This window comes from Halobacillus amylolyticus, assembly GCF_022921115.1.
GTDB classification, from domain to species: domain Bacteria; phylum Bacillota; class Bacilli; order Bacillales; family Halobacillaceae; genus Halobacillus_A; species Halobacillus_A amylolyticus.
Map to the genome: position 1 here is coordinate 1,512,815 of NZ_CP095075.1, position 26,525 is coordinate 1,539,339.

The 26,525-nt window shown below is 40.2% G+C and carries 25 protein-coding genes; 6 read left to right on the forward strand and 19 right to left on the reverse strand.

What is annotated here, in order from left to right; genetic code table 11:
- Window positions 1-11: 11 nt before the first annotated feature.
- From MUO15_RS07980 to nadE, 3 genes are all read right to left on the reverse strand, one after another.
- Window positions 12-434, reverse strand: coding sequence for a hypothetical protein (locus MUO15_RS07980; protein ID WP_245035009.1), 423 nt, complete (start codon window positions 432-434; stop codon window positions 12-14).
- Between the two features lie 411 nt (window positions 435-845).
- Complete coding sequence (locus MUO15_RS07985) at window positions 846-1,403, reverse strand: cysteine hydrolase family protein (protein ID WP_245035010.1); 558 nt, start codon at window positions 1,401-1,403, stop codon at window positions 846-848.
- Window positions 1,404-1,412: 9 nt separating this feature from the next.
- Window positions 1,413-2,162 carry an NAD(+) synthase gene (nadE, locus tag MUO15_RS07990; protein ID WP_245035012.1) on the reverse strand — a complete coding sequence of 250 codons (750 nt, stop codon included), beginning with the start codon at window positions 2,160-2,162 and terminating at the stop codon, window positions 1,413-1,415.
- 161 nt (window positions 2,163-2,323) lie between these two features.
- Here nadE and bshB2 point away from each other — a divergent pair, with 161 nt between their 5' ends.
- Window positions 2,324-2,998: a bacillithiol biosynthesis deacetylase BshB2 gene (gene bshB2 / locus MUO15_RS07995; protein WP_245035014.1), complete on the forward strand. Its 675-nt coding sequence runs from the start codon at window positions 2,324-2,326 to the stop codon at window positions 2,996-2,998.
- A gap of 170 nt (window positions 2,999-3,168) precedes the next feature.
- Entirely contained in the window at window positions 3,169-3,966 is a 798-nt protein-coding gene (locus MUO15_RS08000; RefSeq protein ID WP_245035015.1) for a FixH family protein, read from the forward strand.
- 52 nt (window positions 3,967-4,018) lie between these two features.
- Here the strand turns inward: MUO15_RS08000 and typA are convergent, their stop codons facing one another.
- On the reverse strand, window positions 4,019-5,860 hold the full coding sequence (gene typA / locus MUO15_RS08005) for a translational GTPase TypA (protein ID WP_245035016.1): 1,842 nt from the start codon (window positions 5,858-5,860) through the stop codon (window positions 4,019-4,021).
- A gap of 198 nt (window positions 5,861-6,058) precedes the next feature.
- On the opposite strand from typA, the gene MUO15_RS08010 reads away from it, so the two are divergent.
- A complete protein-coding gene (locus MUO15_RS08010; RefSeq protein WP_245035017.1) occupies window positions 6,059-6,997 on the forward strand; it encodes an RluA family pseudouridine synthase in 939 nt (312 codons plus the stop codon).
- Window positions 6,998-7,160: 163 nt separating this feature from the next.
- On the opposite strand, the gene MUO15_RS08015 is transcribed toward MUO15_RS08010, so the two are convergent.
- From MUO15_RS08015 to MUO15_RS08030, 4 genes are all read right to left on the reverse strand, one after another.
- The gene (locus tag MUO15_RS08015; RefSeq protein WP_245035018.1) at window positions 7,161-7,628 is read right to left on the reverse strand and encodes an SRPBCC family protein; all 468 of its coding nucleotides are present in this window, start codon (window positions 7,626-7,628) and stop codon (window positions 7,161-7,163) included.
- A 2-nt stretch (window positions 7,629-7,630) separates the two neighbouring features.
- The gene (locus tag MUO15_RS08020) at window positions 7,631-8,005 is read right to left on the reverse strand and encodes a hypothetical protein (RefSeq protein ID WP_245035020.1); all 375 of its coding nucleotides are present in this window, start codon (window positions 8,003-8,005) and stop codon (window positions 7,631-7,633) included.
- Between the two features lie 12 nt (window positions 8,006-8,017).
- Window positions 8,018-8,314, reverse strand: coding sequence for a 4a-hydroxytetrahydrobiopterin dehydratase (locus tag MUO15_RS08025; RefSeq protein WP_245035021.1), 297 nt, complete (start codon window positions 8,312-8,314; stop codon window positions 8,018-8,020).
- A 62-nt stretch (window positions 8,315-8,376) separates the two neighbouring features.
- Entirely contained in the window at window positions 8,377-10,152 is a 1,776-nt protein-coding gene (locus MUO15_RS08030) for a M3 family oligoendopeptidase (protein WP_245035023.1), read from the reverse strand.
- Window positions 10,153-10,363: 211 nt separating this feature from the next.
- Here MUO15_RS08030 and MUO15_RS08035 point away from each other — a divergent pair, with 211 nt between their 5' ends.
- Window positions 10,364-10,735 carry a PilZ domain-containing protein gene (locus tag MUO15_RS08035; protein WP_245035025.1) on the forward strand — a complete coding sequence of 124 codons (372 nt, stop codon included), beginning with the start codon at window positions 10,364-10,366 and terminating at the stop codon, window positions 10,733-10,735.
- A 147-nt stretch (window positions 10,736-10,882) separates the two neighbouring features.
- Here MUO15_RS08035 and MUO15_RS08040 read toward each other — a convergent pair whose 3' ends face one another.
- The 4 genes from MUO15_RS08040 to MUO15_RS08055 all read right to left on the reverse strand — a co-directional run bounded on the left by MUO15_RS08040 (window position 10,883) and on the right by MUO15_RS08055 (window position 16,497).
- Window positions 10,883-12,001 carry a mannitol-1-phosphate 5-dehydrogenase gene (locus MUO15_RS08040; protein ID WP_245035026.1) on the reverse strand — a complete coding sequence of 373 codons (1,119 nt, stop codon included), beginning with the start codon at window positions 11,999-12,001 and terminating at the stop codon, window positions 10,883-10,885.
- On the reverse strand, window positions 12,002-12,439 hold the full coding sequence (locus MUO15_RS08045; protein ID WP_245035027.1) for a PTS mannitol transporter subunit IIA: 438 nt from the start codon (window positions 12,437-12,439) through the stop codon (window positions 12,002-12,004).
- Window positions 12,440-12,451: 12 nt separating this feature from the next.
- Entirely contained in the window at window positions 12,452-14,545 is a 2,094-nt protein-coding gene (locus tag MUO15_RS08050) for a BglG family transcription antiterminator (protein ID WP_245035028.1), read from the reverse strand.
- 497 nt (window positions 14,546-15,042) lie between these two features.
- Window positions 15,043-16,497, reverse strand: a complete 1,455-nt coding sequence (locus MUO15_RS08055; protein WP_245035030.1) for a PTS mannitol transporter subunit IIBC — start codon at window positions 16,495-16,497, stop codon at window positions 15,043-15,045.
- A gap of 578 nt (window positions 16,498-17,075) precedes the next feature.
- Here MUO15_RS08055 and MUO15_RS08060 point away from each other — a divergent pair.
- Window positions 17,076-17,732 (forward strand): DUF5694 domain-containing protein, encoded by a 657-nt coding sequence (locus MUO15_RS08060; protein ID WP_245035031.1) that lies wholly within the window; start codon window positions 17,076-17,078, stop codon window positions 17,730-17,732.
- A gap of 32 nt (window positions 17,733-17,764) precedes the next feature.
- Here the strand turns inward: MUO15_RS08060 and MUO15_RS08065 are convergent, their stop codons facing one another.
- Together MUO15_RS08065 and MUO15_RS08070 are read right to left on the reverse strand one after the other, a co-directional pair.
- Window positions 17,765-17,971, reverse strand: a complete 207-nt coding sequence (locus MUO15_RS08065; protein ID WP_245035032.1) for a DUF3951 domain-containing protein — start codon at window positions 17,969-17,971, stop codon at window positions 17,765-17,767.
- Between the two features lie 91 nt (window positions 17,972-18,062).
- Window positions 18,063-19,685, reverse strand: coding sequence for a BCCT family transporter (locus MUO15_RS08070; RefSeq protein ID WP_245035034.1), 1,623 nt, complete (start codon window positions 19,683-19,685; stop codon window positions 18,063-18,065).
- A 363-nt stretch (window positions 19,686-20,048) separates the two neighbouring features.
- Between MUO15_RS08070 and MUO15_RS08075 the strand changes: the two genes are divergently transcribed.
- Window positions 20,049-20,321, forward strand: coding sequence for a hypothetical protein (locus MUO15_RS08075; protein WP_245035035.1), 273 nt, complete (start codon window positions 20,049-20,051; stop codon window positions 20,319-20,321).
- Window positions 20,322-20,327: 6 nt separating this feature from the next.
- Here the strand turns inward: MUO15_RS08075 and MUO15_RS08080 are convergent, their stop codons facing one another.
- The 5 genes from MUO15_RS08080 to MUO15_RS08100 form a co-directional block, all read right to left on the reverse strand.
- On the reverse strand, window positions 20,328-20,582 hold the full coding sequence (locus MUO15_RS08080; protein WP_245035036.1) for a hypothetical protein: 255 nt from the start codon (window positions 20,580-20,582) through the stop codon (window positions 20,328-20,330).
- Window positions 20,583-20,699: 117 nt separating this feature from the next.
- Window positions 20,700-21,122, reverse strand: a complete 423-nt coding sequence (locus MUO15_RS08085) for a hypothetical protein (protein WP_245035037.1) — start codon at window positions 21,120-21,122, stop codon at window positions 20,700-20,702.
- A gap of 482 nt (window positions 21,123-21,604) precedes the next feature.
- Window positions 21,605-23,176, reverse strand: a complete 1,572-nt coding sequence (gene mbcS / locus MUO15_RS08090; protein WP_245035038.1) for an acyl-CoA synthetase MbcS — start codon at window positions 23,174-23,176, stop codon at window positions 21,605-21,607.
- 159 nt (window positions 23,177-23,335) lie between these two features.
- Window positions 23,336-24,184, reverse strand: coding sequence for a YitT family protein (locus tag MUO15_RS08095; RefSeq protein WP_245035039.1), 849 nt, complete (start codon window positions 24,182-24,184; stop codon window positions 23,336-23,338).
- A gap of 342 nt (window positions 24,185-24,526) precedes the next feature.
- Entirely contained in the window at window positions 24,527-26,410 is a 1,884-nt protein-coding gene (locus tag MUO15_RS08100; RefSeq protein WP_245035910.1) for an ATP-binding protein, read from the reverse strand.
- Window positions 26,411-26,525: the final 115 nt, after the last annotated feature.

Consider the following 26,525-nt stretch of genomic DNA (forward strand, 5'->3'; position numbering starts at 1 on the left):
AGTTCCCTCTTTCATCCGGTCCTTTGTAAGCGATGAATTTCCTTCTCAAGTAACGTTAAATCGGCAATCGACCAGGCGTATAAGCTAATGGTAGGTGCGATCATTTCCTTCCCATTCATGAACCGCTTCAATTTTGTACAATGATCGAGGAACGCTACGAGGCGAGCGAACTGATCAGCTCGAATAAACATTCCCTTCTTCGCTTGTTCGATCATATAAGTGACATCACTTAATGAATGAATAGGAACGTTCCCGCTGCCAGTTATAATCGCTTTTGCCTCTTCAATTTCAAGATGTAAATGGCTAATTACTCTCTTATTTCTTGACGGGACAATTGCTAAAATTGTCTCCTTGCCTTCGTTCGTTAGTGCGTAACGAGCTGTTTCTTCTAAAATTTCCTTAAACTCTAAACTCTGATATGTTTTCGTATTCAATGTAGATGCCTCCTATTTTTTATAAAGCCATAAAAAAAGCCACGATAAGCACAAAGCTCATCGCAGCTCATGTATGGATTGTAAGGAGAACGAAAACGCCCGGATGCGTTCGTTCATGTGCTCCACCATTTAGAAAGACACAAAAAAGCTATGACTTAAGAAAGCCATAGCCTTAGACACTTCTTTCATTTCTGCTATGATTATGCTTGTTCTTACTGTTTCTGAAAAAATGGAAACACAAATCCGACCTGCCTCAAAGCACGTCTTTTTCGCATTTCTTCAGAATGTATCCAATTAATGGGATTAGTTAAGAACAGCCACACTCATAATTCATTCTCCTTTAAGAAAAGAATTTAATGGAAGGACACATCTGTTCTCTTCCTATAGAATATGCAATTTTTTTTAAAAAAGTCAATCTTTAAAAATGGTATCAAAATCGGCATCGTAACTTTTGATAGTCTTTGCGGAAAGTGATCGCTCTATAATCCTTAATGCATTCTGATTGTCTTCTCCCTGTTCTGATGCCACACAATCCCTTGGCACCCATAGATCATACCCTCGCATATATGCATCATTGGCAGTGAATAAAACACAAATATCACCCGTTACTCCTGTTAAGATCAGATTCGATACTGCCAACTGCTCTAAAAGAATGCTGAGCTGTGTGCCAAAGAACGCGGAGTGCTTTGGTTTAATGATAAAGTAATCATCTTCTTCAGGGAGAATTTCATTAATCACAGGCTCTCCTCGCCCTTGCTTACACTCTTTGATTAGTTCTGTCTTGTTATCCTGCCATAAACCGAAATTATCATTAACGTAAATGACAGGCATCTCTCTTTGTTTAGCCATGGACTTTAGCTTTTGCAAATTAGCCGTTATGGCTTTTGTATTTTCAAGAAGGTCCTCTCCTCCATCGAAATCCATTTTGTTTATCATATCGATCATCAGCAATGCAGTTCGTTGCGACATACTATCTCCTCACTTTTCTTCATATTTAGGAGGCCCGGCTGGAACTTGCCTTTTGTGTTCTGTACGCTTGTGAATATCTTTGAGACGCTGTTCATCATCGGGAGCAATAGTCTCCCCTCGCAAATAGGTATCAATCGCTTCATAAGAAATGCCCATCTCTTCTTCATCAGATTGTCCTTCCCAAAGTTCAGCGCTCGGTTTTTTCTTAATTACAGAATCTGGTACATGTAAATACGCGGCCATTTCCCGTACTTCCTCTTTTCTCATATGAATAAGTGGAACAAGATCTACTCCACCGTCCCCATATTTTGTGAAATAACCGGTATAATCCTCTGCAGCATTGTCTGTTCCTATGACTAAATAACCATAATTATTAGCAACAGCGTACAGTGTACTCATCCGCATCCGAGCTTGAAGGTTTGCCCCTCCTAATTGAGATTTTTCTTCTTTCCAATCCCCTTTCTCCACCAGCTTATTTTGTATAGATGAATAGGTTTCTTTATAAGCATCGGTTAGTTCTATACCTACATATTCAAGATTAGCCTTCTCCACAGTAGCAACAGCATCCGTTTGATCTTCCACCCGCTGATTAATCGGTAGAATCACTCCGAGTGACTCGTATGGAAACGCACGTTTAATTAAATTAGCGACGACTGCAGAATCGATTCCGCCGCTTACTCCAACAAGGGCTCCTTTCGCTCCTGCTTCCTTAACCTTTGTTTGAAGCCAATTGACGAGGTGTTGGGCTCTTTTTTCCATATCAATAATAACTCCCTTCAATTTTCGATCTTTATTTCACTATGTTCCTTTCTGTAAAAATAGGTAAACATATGTTGCCTCTCAATAAACAAATAGCTTTAAAAACAAGGTAAATTAAGTAATAATGTAGAAATAGATGACTAGTTAGGAGTGATTCACTCATGATCGAAAAAGAAAACCACGTGCTCGTCATTTTTCCACATCCTGATGATGAAGCTTTTGGCGTCTCAGGCACCATTGCTTCCTATATAAATCAAGGGACCCCACTCACCTATGCTTGTTTAACACTTGGCGAGATGGGCAGGAACCTTGGCATGCCAGCATTTGCTACCCGTGAAACACTTCCGAACATTCGACGTGTTGAACTGCAGAAAGCGGCTGAGGCTATGGGAATTACCGATCTTAGGATGCTTGGATTACGCGATAAAACATTAGAATTTGAAGACGATGACAAAATGAACCAGCTTGTCAGTGATTTAATTAATGAACTTGATCCATCCTTAGTGATCAGTTTTTATCCTGGCTATGCCGTTCACCCTGATCATGAAGCAACAGCAAGAGCTGTCGTCCGTGCTTTAGAACGAATTGAGCCTGCAAGACGACCAAAACTGCACGCTGTGGCTTTCGCAAATAACACAGAAGAGGAACTGGGTAAGCCAGACGTTGTCCATGACATAACAAAAGTTCAAGAGCAGAAGCTGAATGCCATGCGTGCCCACATTTCACAAACGGCAAGGATGCTCGAAATGCTCGATGAGGGGATCCAAGCAAATGACCCGGAAGCATTAAAGTGGGTCACGAATGAATCTTTCTACAACTATACATGGAACGATTAACGTTAAAAGCTGATCCTTAGGATTAGCTTTTTTTCTCCTAGATGTGATCCATCCTTTTTATTAAAACGATTGCTCTGCAGGAGGAAAAGAACGTCACACCATTGCCACAGCCATTTGCAGTTACACATGTTATGATTGAGGCGGTTAATTTGAAACGAGGAGATTTTATCATGAAAAAAATTATATCATCCATAATGTTAGTTGCACTAATTACTATCCTTGCAGCATGTGGATCCTCTAGTGAGGGTGAAGAAAATAATGCAAGTGAAAATAAGGAACCAGTGATGACAGAAGTCGAAGTGAAATTTGAGGAAGAACCTCTGCCGGTTAAAGAAGAATCTGTGATTAAAGCCGTCGTTACACAAGGCGAAGAAAAAGTGACCGGCGCCGATTCTGTGGAATTTGAAATATGGCATACTCAATCTGGACAAGAAAAATCAGATACGATTGCAGCCGAACATACAGAAAGTGGTGTGTATGAGGCTGCCTATACATTTGATAAACCAGGCACCTACCAAGTGATCGCTCATACGCAGGCACGAAGTATGCATGTCATGCCTCAAGTTGAAGTGCAAGTGAAGGGTGACGAAGCGGCTAAAGAAGAAAGTGGTCATGATCAAGGAAAAGAGGGGCATGCTTCTAAAGAAGATAGTCATGGTCACGGGCACAGTAATTTTATGGTCCATTTTATGAAAGATCAAGAGTTTAAAGCAGCTGAAGATTCCACTCTTACGGCACATATTAATCATAAAGAACAACCTTTCGAAGAGGCAATGGTAAAGTTTGAAATCAGCTCAGCCCAACTAGACAAGCATAAGTTCATACCAGCTGAGGAAACGAATCCCGGTGAATACACATCCGCCTATACTTTCTCATCAGCTGGGGAATATACAGTCACCATTCATTATGAAAAACCTGACCAGGAGATCCATGGTCATCAGGAAGAAACCATCCAAGTAAGTGAATAGTCCCTTAAGACAAAAAAGTCTGATCCAATATTGGATCAGACTTTTTTTAGAATTAGATTTCAGCATTCTGTAATTTTTTCTTCTTCGCCATTTTTTCACGTTCGTTTTTATTAAGATATTTCTTACGAAGTCGTACCGCTTCAGGTGTAACCTCGCAATATTCATCATCATCCAAGTACTCAATCGCCTCTTCAAGAGTTAGCTGACGAGTCTTTTTGATAGTGCTCGTCGTATCCTTGTTCGCGGAACGTACGTTAGTCAAGTGCTTCTCTTTCGTAATGTTTACGGTTAAATCATTTTCACGATTGTGCTCGCCTACGATCATCCCTTCGTAAACCTCTGTACCAGGCTCTACGAAAATTGTACCGCGATCCTCGAGGTTCATAATACCATAGGTAGAAGACTTCCCTTTATCAAGAGAAACAAGGACTCCCTGACGACGACCGCCCACTTGCCCTTTCGTTAGTGGAGCGTAGCCATCAAACGTATGGTTCAGAATTCCGTACCCACGAGTTTGCGTCATAAATTCAGTAGAATACCCGATTAAACCACGAGAAGGAACGAGGAATTCAAGGCGAACCTGCCCGTTTCCATCGTTGACCATATCCTGCATTTCACCTTTACGGATTCCAATTGACTCCATAACAGCACCTTGATAATCTTCTGGCGTATCGATTTGAACACGTTCCATCGGCTCACAAGTTACCCCATCAATTTCTTTCAAAATAACTTTAGGCTTGGAGAGCTGAAGCTCAAAACCTTCACGACGCATATTTTCCACAAGAATCGATAAGTGTAATTCCCCACGACCTGATACAGTAAAGGCATCAGGAGAATCTGTTGGTTCAACACGCAAGCTTACATCAGTTTCCAGCTGTGTCAACAAACGTTCTTCAATTTGACGGGAAGTTACATACTTGCCTTCGCGGCCTGCAAATGGGCTGTTGTTCACGAGGAACGTCATTTGAAGGGTTGGTTCATCAATACGTGGAATTTCCATTGCTTCTTGGTGGGTTGTTGGACATACCGTTTCTCCAACGTTAATGTCTTCCATACCAGCAAGAGCAATAATATCTCCAGCTCTAGCTTCTTCAATCTCGATACGCTTCAAACCAATGAAGCCGAACAGCTTAGACACGCGGAAATTCTTTACGGATCCATCCTTCTTCATAAGTGACACTTGCTGTCCTACTTTAATACTCCCTCGGAACACACGCCCTACTCCTATACGTCCAAGGTAATCGTTATAATCAAGGAGCGTAACTTGGAACTGTAGCGGGTCATCCTGTGAATCGACAGGGGCAGGAATGTTATTCATAATCAGCTTAAAGATCGGGTCCATTGTTTCGTTCTGATCTTCAGGCTCATCCCCAGATGTACCGTTCAATGCGGACGCATAAACAACCGGGAATTCAAGCTGTTCATCATCTGCGCCGAGTTCGATAAATAGGTCAAGCACTTCATCGACCACTTCCTGAGGACGTGCATTCGGACGGTCAATTTTGTTCAAGACAACGACTGGTGTTAGTTTTTGTTCCAGCGCTTTTTTAAGAACGAAACGAGTCTGTGGCATACATCCTTCGTAAGCGTCAACAACTAATAATACACCGTCTACCATTTTAAGAATACGTTCAACTTCCCCACCAAAGTCAGCGTGACCTGGTGTATCAAGAATGTTAATTCGTGCATCATTATAATTGATCGCGGTATTTTTCGCTAAAATTGTAATGCCGCGTTCCTTTTCCAAATCATTAGAGTCCATAGCACGGTCATCCACGTGTTCATTCTCACGGAATGTACCAGAATAGCGAAGCATCTGATCCACAAGCGTTGTTTTTCCGTGGTCAACGTGTGCGATGATCGCAATATTACGAATATCATTTCTGTGTTGCATGAAGCACACACCTCTTTCAAATCACAAATTATTCAACCTGTCTATTATAACACACCAAGAGATTTGTCGATACCTATTATGCACTTATTTCAATTGTCGTACACATGGAGAATAGAAGATTATAGTATATTTCCTTTCTTATCATCTGGTTTCGCAGTACAATAAGAAGCAACTGTTTTATAGGAAAAGGTGAAATCAATGAAAACGAAGCGCCAAGGAGAGTGGCTTGAGGTCACAATTCCAAAGAAATGGGATACATTCACGATTGAACGGATTTTGAAAAAAGAATGGAAAGTGCCTAGGAAACTTCTTCATAAATATCGTTCCGAACGTAGCGTAACCTTAAATAATGAATCGAAGCATTGGAAGCTGACACAGGTTTACACAGGAGATGCGCTTCGGATTAAACTGTTTGAACCTCAGCCGTTAGAGGTGATTCCAACGTACCTTGAGATTAACGTGTTGTATGAAGATGACCATCTACTTGTCGTTAATAAGCCGGCTGGCATGGATACACACCCCAGCAAACCTGATCAAACGAACACGCTTGTCAACGCAGTCGCATTTTACTTCCAAGCAAGTGGAATTGAAGCGACACCCAAATATGTGCATAGACTAGATCGGGATACCTCGGGAGCGATCTTATTCGCTAAACATGACCTTGCAATTGCTATGCTCGGTGAGCTGTTGAAGAAAAGAGAAATCAGCAGGACGTATTTAGCCTGGGCCCACGGTAAAATTAAACCCTCTACAGGTTTGGTTCAGCAGCCAATCGGTAAAGACCGCCATCATCCGGCCCGCAGAAGAGTATCATCTGGAGGGCAGGATGCCGAAACATATTACGAGTTGTTAAAGTATGATGCTCAGCAAAAAGCATCCCTTATTAAATTAAAGCTTAGTACTGGCCGAACACACCAAATCCGCGTTCATCTAAGCTATCTCGGGTATCCTTTGCTAGGAGATGAATTATATGGAGGTAAGCCTGCTGGTTTTGGCAAGCAAGCCCTTCATGCCGCAAAATTAAGTTTCACCCATCCTTTTACGGAAGAAGTAATAGAATGTCTGGCTCCACCTGAAAACGACACGAGCTTATTTACATTTGAGCATGTTCAGGCATTAAATCTGGAGAATTATTGATTTAGGATTCTGACCAGAAGACGGATGATTCTAACTAAAATTCAGTTTATTCTTTCAAAACTTTCGAAGATTCTACCCAAAATCCAAAAGATTCTGTCCTAATCCAAAGCGATTCTACCCAAGTTAGGACAGATTCTTACTTAACGAAGAAAAGCCGCACATCCTAATAAGAGGTAAGCGGCTTTTCTTCTCCAATCTGCTTCAAGTTTTCTAAGCGCACCTTCAAAAAGTTCCGCATATGCCTTTCAAGAAACAGCTTATTAGCCAGTCTCCCAAGCAGCCCTAACGGAGCCTCAAATTGAAGGATATCAGTCATCCTTGTTCCCCCTCTTTCTTCTGCAAAAAGGTGAACATGTGTTAAAGAGGAAAACGCACCTTTTCCCATAACATCAATGAACTGGTAAGGACGGTCCATCGACTGAATACGCGCCGTTAACCTCTGCTTCACACCTAAATGAACGGCTTCCCACGTGACAGATTCTCCCGCTTCGATTAGTCCTTCTGTGACCCCTCCGATCGCTCGTTCCTTCGTATGGGGCACGGATTTTGGATGCAATGAAATGTCTCTTGCTAAATCAAAACATTCATCGATGGGGAGATCAATCCAAATCGATAACTTGAGAACCGGCATCCTTACTCCCCCACCTCTTTTTTTAATAAGTACTTTAGCCCGCCATACAGGGCAACTGCTCCTGTAGCAACAATGGATGCGCCATCCATTAACAAAATAGGAACTTCGTCATTCCCTACGATGAACCAATTCATAATCGCCAGGAACAATGCACCTATAAAAAAGATAATCGCTACAGAAGAAATAATGATACGGTATTTTTTCGGTGCTTCCTTTAAAGCCCAAATGAAAAATACCGCTGAAAGCAATGCCCCTGTGCTAGTAATCAATGCTTCGATCAGCGTCACGGGCGGACTGGTAAGTATTTTAGTTTGATAGAAAAAGGTCAGTGCACCTATCGCAAGGGCAACTGACCAAGTGATAAAAAACACACGCATTAAGCTAAACTCCTATTCTGTTATCTGTTTATAAAGGTTATCGTATTTATCTGCACATGTGAGGTCGAGATCGGTTAACCCTTTGGCCTGCCATGAAGTCAATTTGAGGGTGACCATTTTGTAATCAATGCTGATAAACGGATGATGTTGGATATCCTCTGCATATTCAGCTACATTGTTAACAAACTGAATCCCTGTAAGATAATCCTCAAATCGATAGCGCTTCACAATAAATTTGCCATCAAGCTTCCAACCATCTAATCCATCTACTCTCGCCTGCTTTTCCTCGTCAGGTATCCGCTGTTCCATGCTGACTCCTCCTCTTGGCAAAAATCCTACTGTACTCTTACATTACACGATTTAGATTTCCTTTAAGATGTAAGTTCCAAAAATTCCTCAACATCAGCGATACATAGATTCAGTGCATACTCCCAGAACTCCGGCCCCTCAAGATTCACATTCAAATGCTTCATCGCTAGATCCTCCACTGTCATGCGCCCCGTATCCTGTAGTAAAGCGATGTATTTTTCCTCAAAATCACTGCCTTCTTCGAGCGCTTTCGCATACACCCCTAAGCTGAACAAATAGCCAAAGGTATAAGGGAAATTGTAAAAAGGAACATCTGTAATATGAAAATGAAGCTTTGAAGCCCAAAATGTTGGATCATATTCGTCTAGACTATTTACATATGCCTCTTTTTGAGCCTCTACCATCATTTCGTTTAAACACTCAGTTGAGACTGTACCTTGTTTACGTTCCTCATAAAATCTCGTTTCAAACAGAAAACGCGAATGAATATTCATAAAAAAGGCCACCCCACGCTGAACTTTATCCTCAAGCAGTGCTATTTTTTCCCTTTCATTCGAGGCATTTTTCACAGCGGCATCTGCCACTATCATTTCAGCAAACGTCGATGCTGTTTCAGCGACGTTCATAGCATATCCTTGGTTCATGATCGGTAACTCGTTCATAACATGCTGATGATACGCATGGCCAAGCTCGTGCGCAAGTGTCGCGACATTAGAAGGTGAACCAGAATAAGTCATGAAAATCCTTGTCTGTTCACTGTGAGGGAAGCTTGTACAAAATCCTCCCGGCCGCTTTCCAGGTCGATCCTCAGCTTCGATCCACTGTTTTTCGAATGCCATTTTAGTAAACTCAGCTAGTTTAGGGCTGAACTTTTCAAACTGGTCAATGATAAACTGTGCTCCCTCGTTATAATCCATCTTTTGCTCGCTCTCACCAATTGGCGCCCCGACATCATACATACTCAATTGCTCAAGCCCTAACAAATTCGCTTTTCTTTGTAAGAATTTCCGATAATGCCCTTTATATTTAGAAATCGTCTCCCACATGGCTGTTATAGTCTTCTCACTCATCCGATTATATTCAAGCGGTTCTTTCAGCACATCATCCCATCCGCGATGCTTGTAAGTTTGCAATCTAAAGCCGGACAAGTGATTAAGCGTTTCCGTAAACAAATCAGACTGTTCGACCCATGCTTGTTGTAATTTATCAAAAACTTCTTTTCGCTTCCCTCGATCTGAAGTGCCCAGTTTATTAGCGGCCTGTCCAACTGACAATGCTTCTCCATCTACCTCAATTCCCATTTTCCCAACAACCGTATCATACATTTGCCCCCATGCATGATACCCATCAACTGCCAAATCATTGATCAATGCTTCCTGATCTAGATCAAGTTTATCTTTCACCTTTTCTCGACGTTCTCTTAAAACAAATGCTAAATTAGCAAAGGGAGGTTTTTTAAGCATGACATCCCACACATGTTCATCAATTTGAATAAACTTTTGATCGAGTTCAGTTAATACATTTCCATACTGAGCCTCAAGCTCGCTCCTCTTCGCTACCAATGTACCTGCAGCCTTATCCTCAACATTTTGCGCAGAAAGACAGCTGACAAACGCTCCAAACTCACTCAAATGCATGGCAGTTTCCTGAAGCTTATCAATAATCACAACCAATTGATCGGTTTGTTCTGGGCTTTTCGGTGGTAAGAATTGATGAACAAACTTTCCAAGTTCACTTAAAAGGTTTTCAGTTACTTCTATATAATTCTGTAATTCACTTGAACTACTTCCTCCACTGAAGATCGTATCTAAATCCCATGTCGGTTCATAATTTGCCATTTCGACCATCCTTTTTCTATCGAATTTTCTTCACGTATGTAGTTTTTGTAGCCTGTTTAAATATACGATTCTATTATATCAGAATTTTCCAAACCAAAGAAAGTTTGTTCATATTTTGCAGTCTGACTTACTAGGAACAAACTGAGTAGATGTTATAATTTACTACAGCCTAATCTCTCACATATGAATTTTTATAAGAAAGGATGATCTTATGCGCTATAAACGTCATGAAACATTACGATATCAATTTAAAGATCCCATACCAGCCAGCTTTAAAATTATAAAAATTGATGACCACCATGTTGATACCGCTCAAGGAAATGGACACATTATTAATATGAGTCCGGGTGGTCTGCGGTTAGCTACCAATTTAAAACTTCCAGCCAAACAAAAAATACAACTCTTTGTTGAGACAACGATACTTAATCACTCACTTCACTTTATTTCAGATGTCGTTTGGACAAAGGCACTAGGCAGCGCACAACATTACGGGCTTACCTTTATCGATGACCACCATAAAGAAATCATGAAAATCCTTAAGGAATACCAGAAAAAGCAACAAAATAAGCCCCTACACGGATAGAAAGCGGCAAATGCAATTCACCGCGATGGTTGATTGATCAGCAATTAGGAATGTTCCCGTCTCAGGTATAGTTTACGGTTTCTAACCTGAAAAAAATCCTCCTCTATAATTAAATATAGAAGAGGATTCCTCAGGAAGTTGCAGATTTTACATTTGTTTTTCTACAGCATTAAGCAAGGGATGATCTTCACTTAGTTGAGATATTTCCTGTAATGCACCTTTATAGCCTTGTTCTTTAATTAATGATTGAAGTTCTACAGCCTCGGGATCCTGATCTTGTTTATATACCAACACGGCTGCAATCACCTCAACTAGGTGGGTGGGGATCTCTTTATTCCAATCTATATATTCAACTGCAGGACGAACTAAACGATCTTTTGGTCCAAGTTTGCGAATCGGAGCTCGACCGACGCGGGTTACTTCATCTGACAAGTCGGGATTCGCAAATCTTGATAAAATCGTTTCAATATACTTCCCATGAGCTTCCTTTGTAAAACCGTATTTTTTAATGAGAACATCGCCAGACTCGTGAAGTGCCCCTTTTATTTTAGAAAGAATTCGACTATCACTCATCGCCTGATGGATTGTTTGATGGCCATAATAATCGCCTAAATACGCAGCTGCAGCATGTCCTGTATTTACAGTAAACAGCTTTCTTTCAATATAAGGTGTCAAGTCCTCTACAAGTGTCAACCCAGCTATTTCTGGTTTCTCCCCTTTTATATCAGTGGAGTCCACGACCCACTCAAAGTAAGGTTCAACGGTCACTTTCAGTTTGTCTTCATGGGTTTGATCAGGCACAATGCGGTCCACTGCTGCATTTGGAAACCCTGTCAATTGAGCAACACGGGATTTCTCTGCTCCTAAATGCTCGAGGACATGCTCCTTAAGCAAGTCGCTTCCTCCAATCATGTTTTCACATGCAATCACATTTACAGATTCTGTTCTTTCTTTTAACCCTTCAGCAATAACAGGTGCAACCATTGGTAAAATGTGAGGGCCAACAGCTGTTGTAATTAAGTCTGCCTTCGCGATCATAGCTGCAACGTCTTCCTGATTGGTCACACTATTGATTCCTGATATATTTGTCACCTCGAATGAGTCCTCTGAGCCCGCCAGTTCAACAGTGTACTTGCTTCTTTCATTAATCTGATCAATTAGCTCACCATTTACATCAACAAATACAGTTTGATATCCCGCCTTAGACAACAAAGCTCCAATAAATCCCCGACCTATATTGCCTGCACCAAAATGAACAGCCAGCATTTAATTCACCTCTTCAAAAATAGAAAGAATCGCTTCTTTAGACTCAGCCTGAAGAATCTTTTCAATATTCTCTTCTTCCGAGCACACGAGAGCAATCTGTGATAAAACTTCTAAATGCTCGTCGCCTTTTCCAGCAATGCCGATCAACAATTTAACAATATTGCCGCCACCAAAGTCCACACCCTCAGGTACAGTCACAATGGTAATCCCTGTTTCTTTCACGGATTTCTTGCCATCCTCCGTACCATGAGGTATGGCTACAAAATTCCCCATATAGGTTGAAGTCACTTCTTCACGTTCAAGCATTTGTCCGATGTAAGCCTCATCTACATATCCTTGTGAATGGAGGAGACCCCCAACATAGCGGACAGCTTCCTCTTTACTATTGAACTGCTCATTTAAAGCAATATTACTGGTCGTTAAGATATTTTCAGACATGTTCATTCTCCTTTAATTTGTAAGTTTATTTCTTAAAAAGTTGTAAAGTTTATTGGAAAAATAAGTCTTCATTTGTTCTTCATCATCAGATTCCAGTACCTTTGTACATTCCTTATCTTCCACTATTAATGAACTTAAATAACTTAATACTTCATTTCCCCCGCTAGATAAATGACTTGGGGCGAGCATCAGAATAAAGCGATCACTAGCCATCATCTCACCATCCATGCCGAGTACACTTGCTTCCTTTTCCAAAGTAATCATCATAAAGCATGGTTGTACAATTTCCCTTAATTTGGTGTGATAAATCGCTAATTTCGTCTCAGGGATTCCAAGTCCGCCGACTTCTTCCCTTTCCAATAAGGCATCAACCACCTTCGTTGCATCATGCAGAACTTGACTCCTCCGCAAATGCTCACAGGCCTCATTAAGGGCAATTTCTTTATCCGTCTCACTCGTTCGTAACACAGCTAGATGTTCGATAATCTGGGTAACCGTTGTAGCATAATGTTGAATGGATTCCACAGATTGCTGTATGGACTGAATCGATTCATCCTTTACTTGAAGCGGGGTGGCCAATTTAACACGTTTCATTCGCTCATTCATTTTCACTTTTCGAACCGCATGCTGCACTTTATGAATGTCTTTCAACGGCAGCATCGGGTTGACAAGTACATAATCTGTAAAGTCACTGAGCGGGATCGTTGAAATCATTAGATCATAACTTTGATGATCTAACTTTTCTAAATCAAATAGCGAGCGATGCTCTACTTCCTCAATTTCATAAAATTGCTGTTGAAGCTTCGCGGCAAGAATTTTAGCCGTACCCATTCCACTTGAACAAACGACTAACACGTGAAGCCCTCGCGTACCTTTCTTGTTCAGAAGAGCTGATGCAAAATGCATAACAATGTAAGCTGTTTCCTCTTTTGGAAAAGTCATGCCCGGAAACACGTGCGCCGTGCCATCATGAACAATTTCAAACAAGTCTGGATAATCCTGCTCGATTTGTTCCGTCAGTGGGTTTTGGATATCCATTTGCTGTTGGATGCGGTAAACACTCGGCTTTAAGTGAACAACTAAATCATTAAGCAGCTGGTTCGATTCGTGAAGGTCGTGATTGACAGCTTTTGAGACAAACTCGATAAGCTGCTTTGCCTTAAAAGCAATACTGAGGCTGCTATCCTCAATAAGGGCATCTGTATCATAACGAACTTTAGCCCCCATTAAGTGCATCGTGATATAGCCTGTTTCCGCTTCAGGAATCTCAATATGAAAAAGATCCTCAAGTTTTTCTATAAGCTGCACAGCTACTTTAAACTCTTTAGAATTCCGTAATGAATGAAAATACTCCTCATCCATTCGAATAAACTCTCCTTGCTTCAAGCGTTCCATGGCCAAAGCGATGTGAACCACTAGACCAATATAAGCTTGATCAGTCAAGTTATAATTGAGCGAGGGGCGAATGGTCTCTATCGTCTGTTCAATCAAAGAAATCTTGTCTCTGCTTACTAAACCAAGCAAACGCTCTGACACCAAATCGAGGGAGCTATCCTGTACGTTTTCACGGAGCAGCTTTATAAAATCTAATTCATTCATGTGCTCCATGATTAAGAAGCTGATCGCTTCTCGTATGCGTGACTCACTCCCTTTCACCTCAACCCCATACCCTCTTTTTCGGACCAAATCTAATTGAAAATCATTTAACATTTGTTCAATTTTATCAAGATCATAACTAATAGTGGCAACAGTAACCTCTAAATCGCTGGCAAGAGCAAATAATTTGATGGGCTGTTTTATTTCTAGCAGCTTTGAAAGGACGAGTACTTGCCGCTCTTCTGGTGTATAATCAACACCATCTTGTTTGTTGATCGATTCTTGCATCCTCTTTCGATTTTCCTGATTTCCTTCGATGATCACACCTTTACCCGCGGTTTTTTGTAATAAAAGTCCGTGATCCCTTAGGAGTGTTTCGATGCCCTGGAGATCGCGGTGAACCGTCCGTGTACTAACGTCCAGCCACTCGGCGATTTCTTTAATAGCTATCGTTTCATTGGAAAGTAAAAGCAGTTCAATCATCTTTCTTTCCCTGGCAGATATATACATCATCTTCCCTCCTTTCTTAAAAAGGTGAAGAAAGAAGAGTCTGAGCAATGTCAGACCCTTACAATGAGTGTTCAAAAAGTTGTCAGATGAGAAGGCTGACTAAGATCGCCACGACACGCGAGCAACGTCGACACTAGCACGTCCTGTGCGTCGCAAGAAGGTTGAGGCGGCGTAGCTTTGAGCACAAGGAAATCTTCCCCGAATTGGCATCGCACGAAGGAAAAGTGCCCTTCTTTTCCAAGGAAAGGACTTGCACAGGACGTGCTGACTTCTACGTTGTGCACAAGGACGTGCACGGTTTTAGTAGAAGTTCCGCTGCTGCTTGTTGATACGTAAGTAGCGAGGCCACTTCAGAGAATATCCTTCTTCGCTGCCTTGCACCGAGGAATTTACTTCTTGAATAGGCTTGTAGACGCAGGGGCACACGCTCTTCAAAAGCAAGCCAACGAAAGATTCGCCTCTTATCATTTGGTGACTTTTTGAACATCCCCTTAAAATTATTCGTCGGACTTTAATTCCTCAACCAGTTCATCATACTTAGGACTATTTAAGAAATTATCAACTGAAATATGATGAGCATTTGGAACTTTTTGCATAGCACGCTCCGTTAAATCTTTGTGTGTAATAACAATGTCGACATCAGAAGGCAAGTCATTGATTGCCATATTTGTTACATCGATAGCAATGGACGCTTTTTTGAATTTGTTTTTTAACAATGAAGCTCCCATAGCACTTGATCCCATTCCAGCATCACAAGCGAAAATGATTTTATCTACTTCCTCTTGATTCACGGATGGAGGTCCTTCAGTAGACTGTTGCGACTCATTTGGTTCTTGTGCTGAAAGTTGATCGGCTACACTGCTCTTTTTACCTTTCATTTCTTCCATTTGTGCTGTTGCGGCAGTAATATCACTTTCTTCCTGCTTCCCTGCTTTTAATATAATCGAAGCAATGATGAAAGTAACAGCGGTAGCGACAAGCACCCCTAGAATCACTCCAATATAATCTCCTTTAGGCGTCAATGCTAATAAAGCAATAATACTTCCTGGTGAAGGAGTAGAAGTAAGTCCTACCCCAAAGGCAGCAAATGTAGCTGTTCCTGATACACCACCAGCCATAAGGGCAAGAATCAAGGAAGGCTTGGAAAGAATATATGGGAAATAGATTTCGTGAATTCCACCAAAGAAATGGATGACAGCAGCCCCAGGAGCCGTTTGTTTCGAAATCCCTTTACCAAATACAGTAAATGCAAGAAGAACTCCAAGTCCAGGACCAGGGTTGGTCTCAAGTAAAAACAAAATTGACTTGCCTAATTCCTCTGTTTGTGTCACAGCGATTGGACTTAAAATTCCATGGTTGATCGCATTGTTTAAAAACAATACTTTTGCAGGTTCAATAAATAGGTTAACTAATGGCAATAGTCCCGCGTTTACCATTACTTCTACACCTGCACCTAAAGCTAAAGTGATTCCGGAAACAACGGGTCCAATTACCTTTAAACCAATGACCGCTAAAATGAATCCAGCAATCCCCGCAGTGAAGTTATTAACAAGCATTTCGAAGCCTGAACGAACTTTTCCTTCAAATAGGCGGTCAATCTTTTTAATAGCGTATCCACCTATAGGCCCCATTAGCATGGCACCCATGAACATAGGAATCTCTGCACCTACAATGACACCCATTGCAGCGGTTGCACCGACAACTCCTCCGCGAAGACCGTGCACAATACGTCCACCAGTAAAAGCAATTAATAATGGCAACAGATACTTAATCATCGGGTCGACAAGTGCTGCTAATTCCTCATTGGGTGTCCAGCCTGTCTCAATAAATAAGGCAGTAATGATCCCCCAAGCAATGAAAGCCGCAATGTTCGGCATAATCATACCACTTAAAAAACTGCCAAACTTTTGAACTCCCGCCCTTATTCCAGACTGTTTATTTTGATCTGACATTTTGTTTCCTCCCTCTTTTTCTTTACTCTTGTCTATATCTTTATAGTAAAGCGTTTGCAGAGGTTACATCAATACAATCTAAATGCATGTTTGGCAAAGGAGATGTTGCCATTTTTTAATTTAGAGCCAGTCGGAGGAGATAGCTCCTGTACCCTGCCACAATTAACTTGTAATAAAAATGAAATATTATCGTCATAATAATGAAACCTTATACCATTTTTAACCGTCTAATAAGTATAAGAAAACTGTTGAAGTGTTTATAGCTATTATTGTTTGGGTACCTTACTATCAACAGTTTTTAACCAACAAAAGTTAATATCCATAGAAAGGGGTTCTTGCAATGAGAAAACGATCTGAATACGATTCTACAGATTTCATCTATGGTTTCGGTGGTTCTGCTGTTCTAGCAAGCATTCTTTATCTTCTTATCTATATTGTTTAATATGAATGAAACTATACGGCGAGCCTCTTCTTTCACAAAAAATGAATGAAGGGGATTTTTTATTGACTATAGAAGGAGCGTCTGGATTGAGCATTCAAATACCAACTATTTTGCTAGTGGGGTTCCCCATATATCAGTGGAGCCAGAGCTAGTTAACAAACAAAAAAATAATATAGAACAGGTAATAAATACTCTTCAAACTTTTCAACCAACTAAAATTGCTGTAGAAAAACCTTTTTTAGTTGAGGAAGAACTAGATCGTAATTACCAAAAATATAGAAGGGGTGATTTTTCACCAGTGTATGATGAAGCTGAGCAATTCGGTTTTCCGCTTGCCAGCCACTTTAGTCACCCGCGTCTATATCCTGTTGATGACATCGTTGATATGTCATCTCCATCCTTAAACCAAGTTTTTGAATGGGCTAAAGAACATCAACCTGATTTGTTTCAGGAAATCATTGGCGTACAATCACGATTGAAAGAGATGGAAAACCACTCAACTCTCATAGACAAGCTACACTATCTCAATGACCCAGCGTACATAAAGGAATTACAACGTGTCTATGTGAAGCTTGCCCGAGTCGGTGATCGTCAACATCAAATTGGGGTTAGATGGTTAAAACAATGGCATGAAAGAGATTTAGCCATATCAGCTAATATAACGAGGTTAGTGGAATCTGATGATCGCCTTCTCGTCATTATCGGAAGCGATCACTTACATCTCCTTCACCGCTTTTTAACAGATAGCGGCGATTATCATATAGTGGATCCACTTGACTACCTTCCGAAATAAAATTACATAAAATGGATGACCTGAGGTGGAAATTATCCCCTATTGTCTTTGTCTTTTTCTTCGATGATTATTTCCTCTTCTTCGTGGAACTCTTTGTCTGTCTGACCTGTTATATAATCAAAGGGCGTATAGGAACTATCTACGCGTTCTTTTTTAATAAATATTTTATATGCAACGATCGTAATTAACACAAATACAGCAATCCCTACAATGAGTAAACCGATACTGTTGAGCAACAAATAATCGCCTCCCCTTCATTACTATTCATTTTCCCTGCACATCCATAATAAAACAGACTTACTGGCTTTCTTCAGTAAGTCTGCTTGAATACTACTTATCATCGCGATCTTTCTCTTGCATAACTTCAAGGGCAGACCGCTTTTTACTCTTTTTCTTCCATCGCTTAATATGGATGGTTGGGGGTTCATAATCATCAGATGCTCTAATATCTGTGTTGGACGCTTTTATAAACGACCATGCTAGTAAGAACATAATAAAGATCAGTGGGAACCCTCCAACAATACTAGCGGTTTGCAACGTGTCTAATCCCCCTAAGAACATGAGAACCATCGGCATGATGCTTAAGGCAAAAGCCCAAAACAGACGGTTCCATCGAAGCGGTTCCCCTTCGACGCTCTTCTGAACAACAGATGCTAAAATATAAGAAGAGGAGTCGAATGTTGTCGCTAAAAAGATAATCGCGAGGATCGTAAATACAAGCACCATAAACTTCGCTAGTGGAAGCTGATTGATGATCTCGATAATTGTAGCGGGTGCTCCATTCGCATTCATAAAGCTAACGACGTCAAATTGACCTGTGAGCTGCATGTACAAACCAAAGTTCCCCATAATTCCGAAGAAAAGAATACAGCCAATGGTACCGTAAATCATTGTCCCTAGAATCATTTGCCGAATGGTTCGTCCCCTAGAAATACGGGCTACAAACAAGCCGACAAACGGTGCATATACAAGCCACCATGCCCAATAGAATATTGTCCATGATTCTGGAAATTGTGTTGCTTCAAATTGTGCCAAGTTTCCAAAAGGCTCCATCCAAGTTGCCATTTTAAAAAAGTTGTCTAATAAAATCCCTAGGGAATTAAAGGTCGTTTCCATAATAAAACGGGTAGGTCCCAAAATGAAAATAAAGGCAAGGAGGAATAAGGCCAGCCATATATTTATATCACTCAGTACCTTTATTCCGCGCCTTAGTCCTGAATAAGAACTAATTGCAAAGATAACTGTGCACAAAAGCATAATTCCAGCTTGAAGTCCTAAGGTTACATCTAAACCTGTTAAATCACTGATCCCATGAGCAATCATCGGTGCTCCAAGGGCCAAGGTTGTCCCTGCCCCGCCTAACAATCCGAACATAAAGAGAACATCAATAATATTACCAATCGGACCGTCCACAGTTTTCCCCAAAACCGGACGTACCGCTTCACTTACCTTAAGTACAGGTTTTTTTCTAACATAATAGAAATAGGCAATAGGGAGCGCTGGTAATGTATAAATAGCCCAGGCTATAGGACCCCAGTGAAAGATACCATATGCGGTAGCCCATTGAATTGCTTCCTTTGACTCAGGTGTTATACCAAATGGAGGACCTTGATAGTAATAAGCCCACTCGATGACGGCCCAATATAAAATACTTGATCCAATTCCTGCTGCAAACAGCATAGCAGCCCAGGAGAATGTACCAAATTCAGGCTTTTCTCCTTCATCACCAAGTTTAATTCGCCCATTTTTACTAAAAGCTACAAATATTAGGAAAGCAAAAATAATAAGACCCATGATCATGTATAAAGCACCAAAGTTACCCGTCATGAACGTATTTGCTTGACTAACAAATCCCTTTCCGGCCTCTGGAAATAAAACAAGGGGCACCGTAACGGCTAAGAGTAATATAAGCGCCCCAATAAACGTAGGCCAATCAATCATTTTCGTATTCAATATACATCTTCCTTCCATCTGACAATAACCAGTAAAGGTTTTGTCGTTATTTAGGAGGCAAACACTTGGAGAGGTCGTTGAGGGGACAACACGTTAAACATTGCAATGAGTAGAATAACAAATAGCATAACATTCGACAAATGAGTTCAGTAATATAGTTATACCCTATTGGCAAAAAGATTAACAACCATTTTCGACAACACCCATTTTTATTTGACATCCTTTGGCTATTGTTTAATGATTAAAAAAAGCACAAAAAGCGTAACCCCTCTAGAGTTACGCTTTAGCCCGAATACCTACTTAGTCTGACACCATCAGTGGTTTATTATTCTGATCTACTAAAACAAATAGGTGGTTTTCTTAATGCTGAAAAAATTAAAAAATTGGGATGGATTTATTGATCCGCTTTACATACCTTCTTATACTGCCATGCCAATCGCTTGCTGGTTACTGTTTAAATCATCTGCATGGAAAGATGTAGAGATTGTCCTGCTCATTTTAATTATCTCATTTCTTGTGTTTGCTGGCACTGCTGAATCTAACAGTGATGAGCACAAACACCGTTTTTTTGGCTACCTTTATTTGAGTTCTAGCGTGATTTTTGCTTCAACAGGCTTATATATTTGGCTACTGTAGACCAATTCAAATAAAGAAAAGCCAAGGGAGTATCACAGGAATCATAATAATCATCGTTACAATAAGCCAATTATTTCGATTCTCGCTCGTCAATTGTTTGCGATAAGACATGCCCCAAGCCAATAACAGAAGAATTGTCATCAGGATACTCCGAACATGAACATCCCCGTCCTTATTGTTTGTAAATATATACACTCCGCCTTCAATAATAATAATCAAACCCACAATTGTGTTGAAAGTATGGGTAAACATTTTACTCATTCTATTTCACCTCACTGAGAAAACAACCGTAATGATGGCTTAACATGAACAAGTATATCAAATTTTAAAACGATTCGTGAACAAAAAAACAGCCAGACTCAAATTAAAGAGGTCTGGCTAGTACTTTTGAAAGAGTTCTCTCAGTGAACGGGTCATCTTAAAAGGGGGAGCCCCATGCTTTAAGACCTCCCAATGATTTTTGTAGAACAATACTTTAAGCAGTATCGCATTCTCAGTTGATAAAGTAAGCCCACCAATGACCGTTGATCGGCTATTTGGTTCTTCTACAGCCGCGCTGCTTTTTAAAGCTGCTAAAAACTGGCGGATCTCTGACTCCTTCTTTATTGTGAAGGCTTCATCCTTGCCTTCATAGTTATACAACTTAATTTTCAAAGGCCTCTCATAGTCACTCCAATCATGAGGTGTCACTTTATCTTGATCAAAGGATAGCGGGTTAAAAAAGTATGTATTGTTTACGTACACAATAGATAATCCAATAAGGACGATTCCTATAATAAAGTAAATCTTTTTCTTTCCCATAATTCACCTCAATCTTCCTCATCCTATTACAAAAGCCCTTTACATTTTGTGGAATATAGTCTTTAAGATTATATGTACCCTATATACGATCCATCTGCTTTATTCGTTTCATATAAAAAAACTTTTTTACAAAAAGTTGAAAACTACCCATATTGTATAAATGAGCAATCTAAAAAAAAGCCTGAGAATATTCCATCCCAGGCCTTTGACTTGTTTAAGATATTGTCTTATAAGATTCTGTGGCTTCCCCTGAGAACCCCAGTGATGATAGACTTGATGGGCATTGTTTCTTTCACCACGATTCCCGCTGTTTAGTACAATGGACTTTGCTCCTTGAGGACGTGCCGATGCTCTGTGTACTCCAATAATAAATTCCCAATTGACGTCAAACGGCTCTTCATCTCTATTTAAGATGCAGTATAGCCTAACGTTTCCATAAGCTCAGCTAGTTCCCTTGTATCCTATAACACCGCAGGTACGAATCAATTGGGTTGTTCCTGCTTTCTAAGTTCAATTCGTCTAATTTTGCCAGAAGTCGTTTTTGGCAGTTCTTCAACAAATTCGATTTTTCTCGGATACTTATAGGGGGCTGTTAATTGTTTGACATGGTCTTGGAGATCTTTAATGAGCGACTCTGTCCCTTCATAACCGTCTTGTAAAATAATAAATGCCTTCACGATGTTACCGCGAACTTCATCGGGGCTTGCGACGACAGCACATTCTTGGACAGCGGTGTGCTTAACAAGTGCATCTTCCACCTCAAACGGACCAATGGTATATCCAGAACTAATAATAATATCATCACTTCGCCCTTCAAACCAAAAATACCCATCCTTATCTTTCCTTGCCTGGTCACCTGTAACATAATAATTTCCTCTTTGTGCTATTTTCGTACGTTCTGCGTCTTTATAATATTCTTTAAATAAAGCAGGAGTATTTAGATGAACAGCTATATCTCCTACTTGACCAGCTTCAACTGGTTGCCCCACCTCATCAATAATGTCAACGAGGTTCCCTGGAGTAGGACGCCCCATTGAACCAGGACGGACTTCCATATCCTTCATAATACCGACAAGAAGTGTATTTTCTGTTTGACCATAACCGTCTCGAACAGTGATATTAAAGTGATCTTGAAACGTATCAATGACTTCTCTATTCAAAGGTTCACCTGCTGAAACAGCACTATGCAAATACTTGAGGCTGTACTCATCTAGATTATTTACCTTCGCCATTAACCGGTATTCTGTCGGCGTACAGCACAAAACGTTAACATCGTGTTGGTCGAGCATGCTTAAATATGTGTTAGGATCAAATTTACCTTGATACACCAGTCCTCTCGCCCCTGTTCCTAAAACAGAGAGAAACGGGCTCCATACCCACTTTTGCCACCCTGGACCAGCTGTTGCCCACACTGTGTCACCATCTTTAATGGCTAACCATTCATACGCAGCGGTCTTCAAATGAGCAAATCCCCAACCGTGTGTATGAACGACACCCTTTGGATTCCCGGTTGTCCCAGAAGTGTAGGAGAGAAAGGCCATATCATCCCGATGTGTATCTGCCACTTCAAGGGAATCATTCTGCTCCTCCATTAAATCGTCCAAGCTCAACCAACCTTCTTTAGAACCGCCACTTGTAAATGCCTTCACATTCTCCATTTCCTTTACGCCATCAAACTGTTCCGTAAAAGGGTGATGGCTGACAACAGCACTTACCTCTCCGTGAGATAGACGGTAAGCCAAGTCCTTAGCTCGCAGCATTTCAGAACTAGGGATCAGGACAACTCCAATCTTCAAAGCTGCTACATACACTTGATAGGCTGAAATCAGCCTTGGTATCATAACGAGAACCTTATCTCCCTTTTTCAAACCTCCCTCAAGGAAAGCGTTTCCAATTTTATTTGCATTCTTTATCAACGTTTGGTATGTAATCTCTTCACGCTCACCTGATTCGTTAAGCCATAGCAGCGCTTTACGATCAGTTTCTTGGGCAAACCTTTCCATTTCCGTAACGATGTTGTATTGATCTGGTGCGATTAATTGATCTTGATTCATTGCCATTCCTCCTCAAAATATGAGCGGTTATTCAATTGTTTTCAAATAAAGTATATCAAATTTTCAAAAATATTAAAACAATAATACCCCTTCGATGTGGCCTATTATCTATAAAGAAAGCCGCTAAAAAGTAGGATTTTCAGCGGCTTTCTTCATCTATTATGCTAAACGTTTAAAGTTTTGACCCAAAATTTCATTCATAGAGTGAACAGTTATGAATGCTCTCTCATCTATCCTTGTCATATACTTCTTTAGTCTAGTAAAATCTTTCCGGTTCATAATGGTAGTAATGACCTCTTTATCCTCTTGATTAAAAGCACCTCTAGCATAATGAATCGTGGCACCACGACCCAAACCATGAACAATAAAGTTTCGGACTTGTTCAGTTTCCTTGCTGATAATCACAATTTCTTTGTTATTATCAAACTGCTGCAGAGCATAATCAATCACCAATCCATTCAAAATCACCCCAAAGAATGCGTACATTCCGGTAGTGGGACCGAAAATAAAAATGGAAGAAACAGCTATTGCTATATCAGAGAATAGTACACCCTTTCCTACATCGATAGAAAAATACTTATTAAGAATCATAGCAAAAATGTCAGTTCCACCTGTAGAGGCTCCTTGATGAAAGACAATAGCCATGCCAGAAGCTGCTATAATTTGTCCAATGATCAACTGGATCAGCAAATCATCACTTAACGGCTGCTGCATCGGGAAGAAGGCCTCAAGACCCCACACCATAAAGGATAATGCAAAACTTGCGTAAATGGTTTTAGCGCCAAATTGAAAGCCTAAAAAGATAAAACCAACAATAAACAGTACAATATTTAACAGGATCATGATTAACCCAAGAGATAGATCTGGAAATACTTTATTTAAAACAATGGATAATCCACTGACTCCACCAGTAGCCAAGTCGTTTGGTGAAAGGAAAAAGTGAACATTTATTGCTACTCCTAATGACCCAAGGTTCATGAGCAAAAAAGAAAGTATTTTTTTCTGCATCTAAAAGCCCCCCTTACATAACGATGTCTAATTTTCAACGAATGTTTTTTAGTACAATCGGGATTATAGAGGGCTTTAAGTAGTTTGTAAACAGCTTTGATTTAAAAAAATGCAGTTTTTTCATGTAAGCGTTTGTTAACTCATTTTTCTCATAATTACAATTCATTTATTGATGAATGGGTACAATTCGACAGTACTGTATATTTCCCGGGAAATGTGTAATATTTTCTGGATATTTCATGGGTGTGGTCAAACCATCAATATAAGTAAGAGGAATTATCAAAATGTCCATAATGAAGAAGATCCGTTACGAGTATCACAACGGATCTTCACTCCCTAGAGTTAATATGGCAGGCAAACCGTGACACATGTACCTTTACCAAGTTCACTCTGGTATGCAATGGTTCCATTTAAATCAGTCACCATTTTCTTTGTCACCATCACACCAAGGCCTGTTCCTTTTTCCTTCGTGGTAAAAAACGGCTCACCTAACTTTGCTAGCTGTTGATCACTCAGCCCCTGCCCATCATCCTTAACTGATAGGACAAGTTCATCGCCTTTATTATAAGCAGCAACCCGTATATCTCCATCTTCCTCTGTCGCATCAATAGCATTACTTGCTAGATTCAATAATATCTGTTTTAACCTTTTAGGCTCTGACTCGAAAGATTTCTCCACAATATCACATGTAAAGGATAAATCGACATTTTTTCCCGTTGCCTCTGGGTCCAGTAACCTAAGAACATAGGATACTACCTCTTCAATGTCAATCTTCTCTAATTGGATGGAAGACTTCGGTTTAGACAGCATCATGAAATCCTGGACTATCGATTCAATACGATTCACTTCATCCAATATGATCTCATAATAATTATCACGCAAATCTGGATTGACAGCACCTATCTGTAAAAACCCTTTAATTGCCGTAAGTGGATTCTTGATTTCATGAGCCACACCTGCAGCCATTTGAGTGATCGTAGATAACTGCTGTGATTTCTCCTTCAGTTGCCCCATTTCTTTATATTTTGTTATATCCTGATGGGTTCCAATAATATATTCGTTCCCCTCACTTATAATAGGAAAGCCTTGGGTTCGAATCCACTTTTCTTCCCCTGAAGTCGTTGTTATTCGATATTCTACCTGGTGCTTTTGTTGTTTCATCACTGAGAAAGCGCTAAGGATCTTGTTATAATCGTTCATATGAACAATGTTTTCTAAAGAAGACCAACTAGCAAGTATTTCTCTTCTTTTCATGCCGAACATCTCGTTAAAAGCTGGACTAACATAATGAATTTTTTGAAATTCAGTGTCACATATCCAGAATACATCATTAATATTATTTGCCAATATAGAGAACCGTTTCTCTGATGCTTGTAGGGCTAGAAGCTGCTGTTTATACAATGTAATATCTTGTCCAATTATCGTAAGGCCCTGCGTAGTAGGTAGAATAGTCAATTTTACTGTAAGGTCATATTTATTTAGGTCACCTTCCAATTCTACGGTTTCCTGAGTATCCATTGCCCTTAAGCAATGTTGAAAAAAGTCAGAATGATCATCTGCGGAAACTACATCCCACAACTTCTTATTCAGGTTCATATGATAGGAAAGCCCGGTTAATTTCTCCATTTTATCGTTCGCATAGATCAGTTCCCAATTGTTATTCACCATAGCTAATCCGTGTGGAAAGTGATCGGCCACTTGAGAAAATAACTCTTTTTCAGGCGAAACTTGATTAGTCGCCAGCTGGTCGGTAAGAATTGTTTGATGAAAAGCTATATTTGACGGGAGTTCTGTCATGTGGGCGGATAAATCAGTATCTTTTTGTAATAGCTCTTCATCGCCTTGTAATGAGGAAGAGTTACCTGCATGTACTTGTGAATTAGGAAAGATTAGTGCTCTTTGGTCGTTTTTCAAATGGAAGATCTTGCAAATAAAGATACGATACTCATTTGCAACTCTCATATCAACTGAAAAATCTACCTCTTCCGTTTGAGAAGACTGATAAATCATTTGATGGATGTCCGGACGATTTGAACTGCGGAACAAAGAAAACCATTCACATAAAGAAAAGTGAGTTTGGTCAAGCTGCAACGCTTTACGCATTTCATCATTTAATGCAACAGTCTGGTAATGGACATTAATCAGACATGCCGGAGTACCACTTGCTTCTAGAATGTCCAACATTTCTCCGCTATGAACATGGTCAGAATACCTCTCTCTAGTCACCAATATTAAGACCTCTTTCCTTTACCATCCATATTTTCCAACATGGGTTTAATTATAACGCATTAATGTAAAATTTTGAATATCATCATTCAATTTCCATGTGAAAAAATAAGGA

Excerpts from the sequence above, each read along its gene's own strand:
- MUO15_RS08085 (WP_245035037.1), bottom strand. The coding sequence starts at position 21,122 with ATGGGAAAGAAAAAGATTTACTTTATTATAGGAATCGTCCTTATTGGA.
- MUO15_RS08095 (WP_245035039.1), bottom strand. The coding sequence starts at position 24,184 with ATGCAGAAAAAAATACTTTCTTTTTTGCTCATGAACCTTGGGTCATTA.
- MUO15_RS08055 (WP_245035030.1), bottom strand. The coding sequence starts at position 16,497 with ATGTCAGATCAAAATAAACAGTCTGGAATAAGGGCGGGAGTTCAAAAG.
- MUO15_RS08035 (WP_245035025.1), top strand. The coding sequence starts at position 10,364 with ATGCGCTATAAACGTCATGAAACATTACGATATCAATTTAAAGATCCC.
- MUO15_RS08025 (WP_245035021.1), bottom strand. The coding sequence starts at position 8,314 with ATGGAACAGCGGATACCTGACGAGGAAAAGCAGGCGAGAGTAGATGGA.
- MUO15_RS07985 (WP_245035010.1), bottom strand. The coding sequence starts at position 1,403 with ATGTCGCAACGAACTGCATTGCTGATGATCGATATGATAAACAAAATG.
- bshB2 (WP_245035014.1), top strand. The coding sequence starts at position 2,324 with ATGATCGAAAAAGAAAACCACGTGCTCGTCATTTTTCCACATCCTGAT.
- MUO15_RS08015 (WP_245035018.1), bottom strand. The coding sequence starts at position 7,628 with ATGCCGGTTCTCAAGTTATCGATTTGGATTGATCTCCCCATCGATGAA.
- MUO15_RS08050 (WP_245035028.1), bottom strand. The coding sequence starts at position 14,545 with ATGTATATATCTGCCAGGGAAAGAAAGATGATTGAACTGCTTTTACTT.
- MUO15_RS08080 (WP_245035036.1), bottom strand. The coding sequence starts at position 20,582 with ATGAGTAAAATGTTTACCCATACTTTCAACACAATTGTGGGTTTGATT.
- mbcS (WP_245035038.1), bottom strand. The coding sequence starts at position 23,176 with ATGAATCAAGATCAATTAATCGCACCAGATCAATACAACATCGTTACG.
- MUO15_RS08010 (WP_245035017.1), top strand. The coding sequence starts at position 6,059 with ATGAAAACGAAGCGCCAAGGAGAGTGGCTTGAGGTCACAATTCCAAAG.
- nadE (WP_245035012.1), bottom strand. The coding sequence starts at position 2,162 with ATGGAAAAAAGAGCCCAACACCTCGTCAATTGGCTTCAAACAAAGGTT.
- MUO15_RS08040 (WP_245035026.1), bottom strand. The coding sequence starts at position 12,001 with ATGCTGGCTGTTCATTTTGGTGCAGGCAATATAGGTCGGGGATTTATT.
- MUO15_RS08020 (WP_245035020.1), bottom strand. The coding sequence starts at position 8,005 with ATGCGTGTGTTTTTTATCACTTGGTCAGTTGCCCTTGCGATAGGTGCA.
- MUO15_RS08030 (WP_245035023.1), bottom strand. The coding sequence starts at position 10,152 with ATGGCAAATTATGAACCGACATGGGATTTAGATACGATCTTCAGTGGA.
- MUO15_RS08075 (WP_245035035.1), top strand. The coding sequence starts at position 20,049 with ATGCTGAAAAAATTAAAAAATTGGGATGGATTTATTGATCCGCTTTAC.
- typA (WP_245035016.1), bottom strand. The coding sequence starts at position 5,860 with ATGCAACACAGAAATGATATTCGTAATATTGCGATCATCGCACACGTT.
- MUO15_RS08000 (WP_245035015.1), top strand. The coding sequence starts at position 3,169 with ATGAAAAAAATTATATCATCCATAATGTTAGTTGCACTAATTACTATC.
- MUO15_RS08045 (WP_245035027.1), bottom strand. The coding sequence starts at position 12,439 with ATGTCTGAAAATATCTTAACGACCAGTAATATTGCTTTAAATGAGCAG.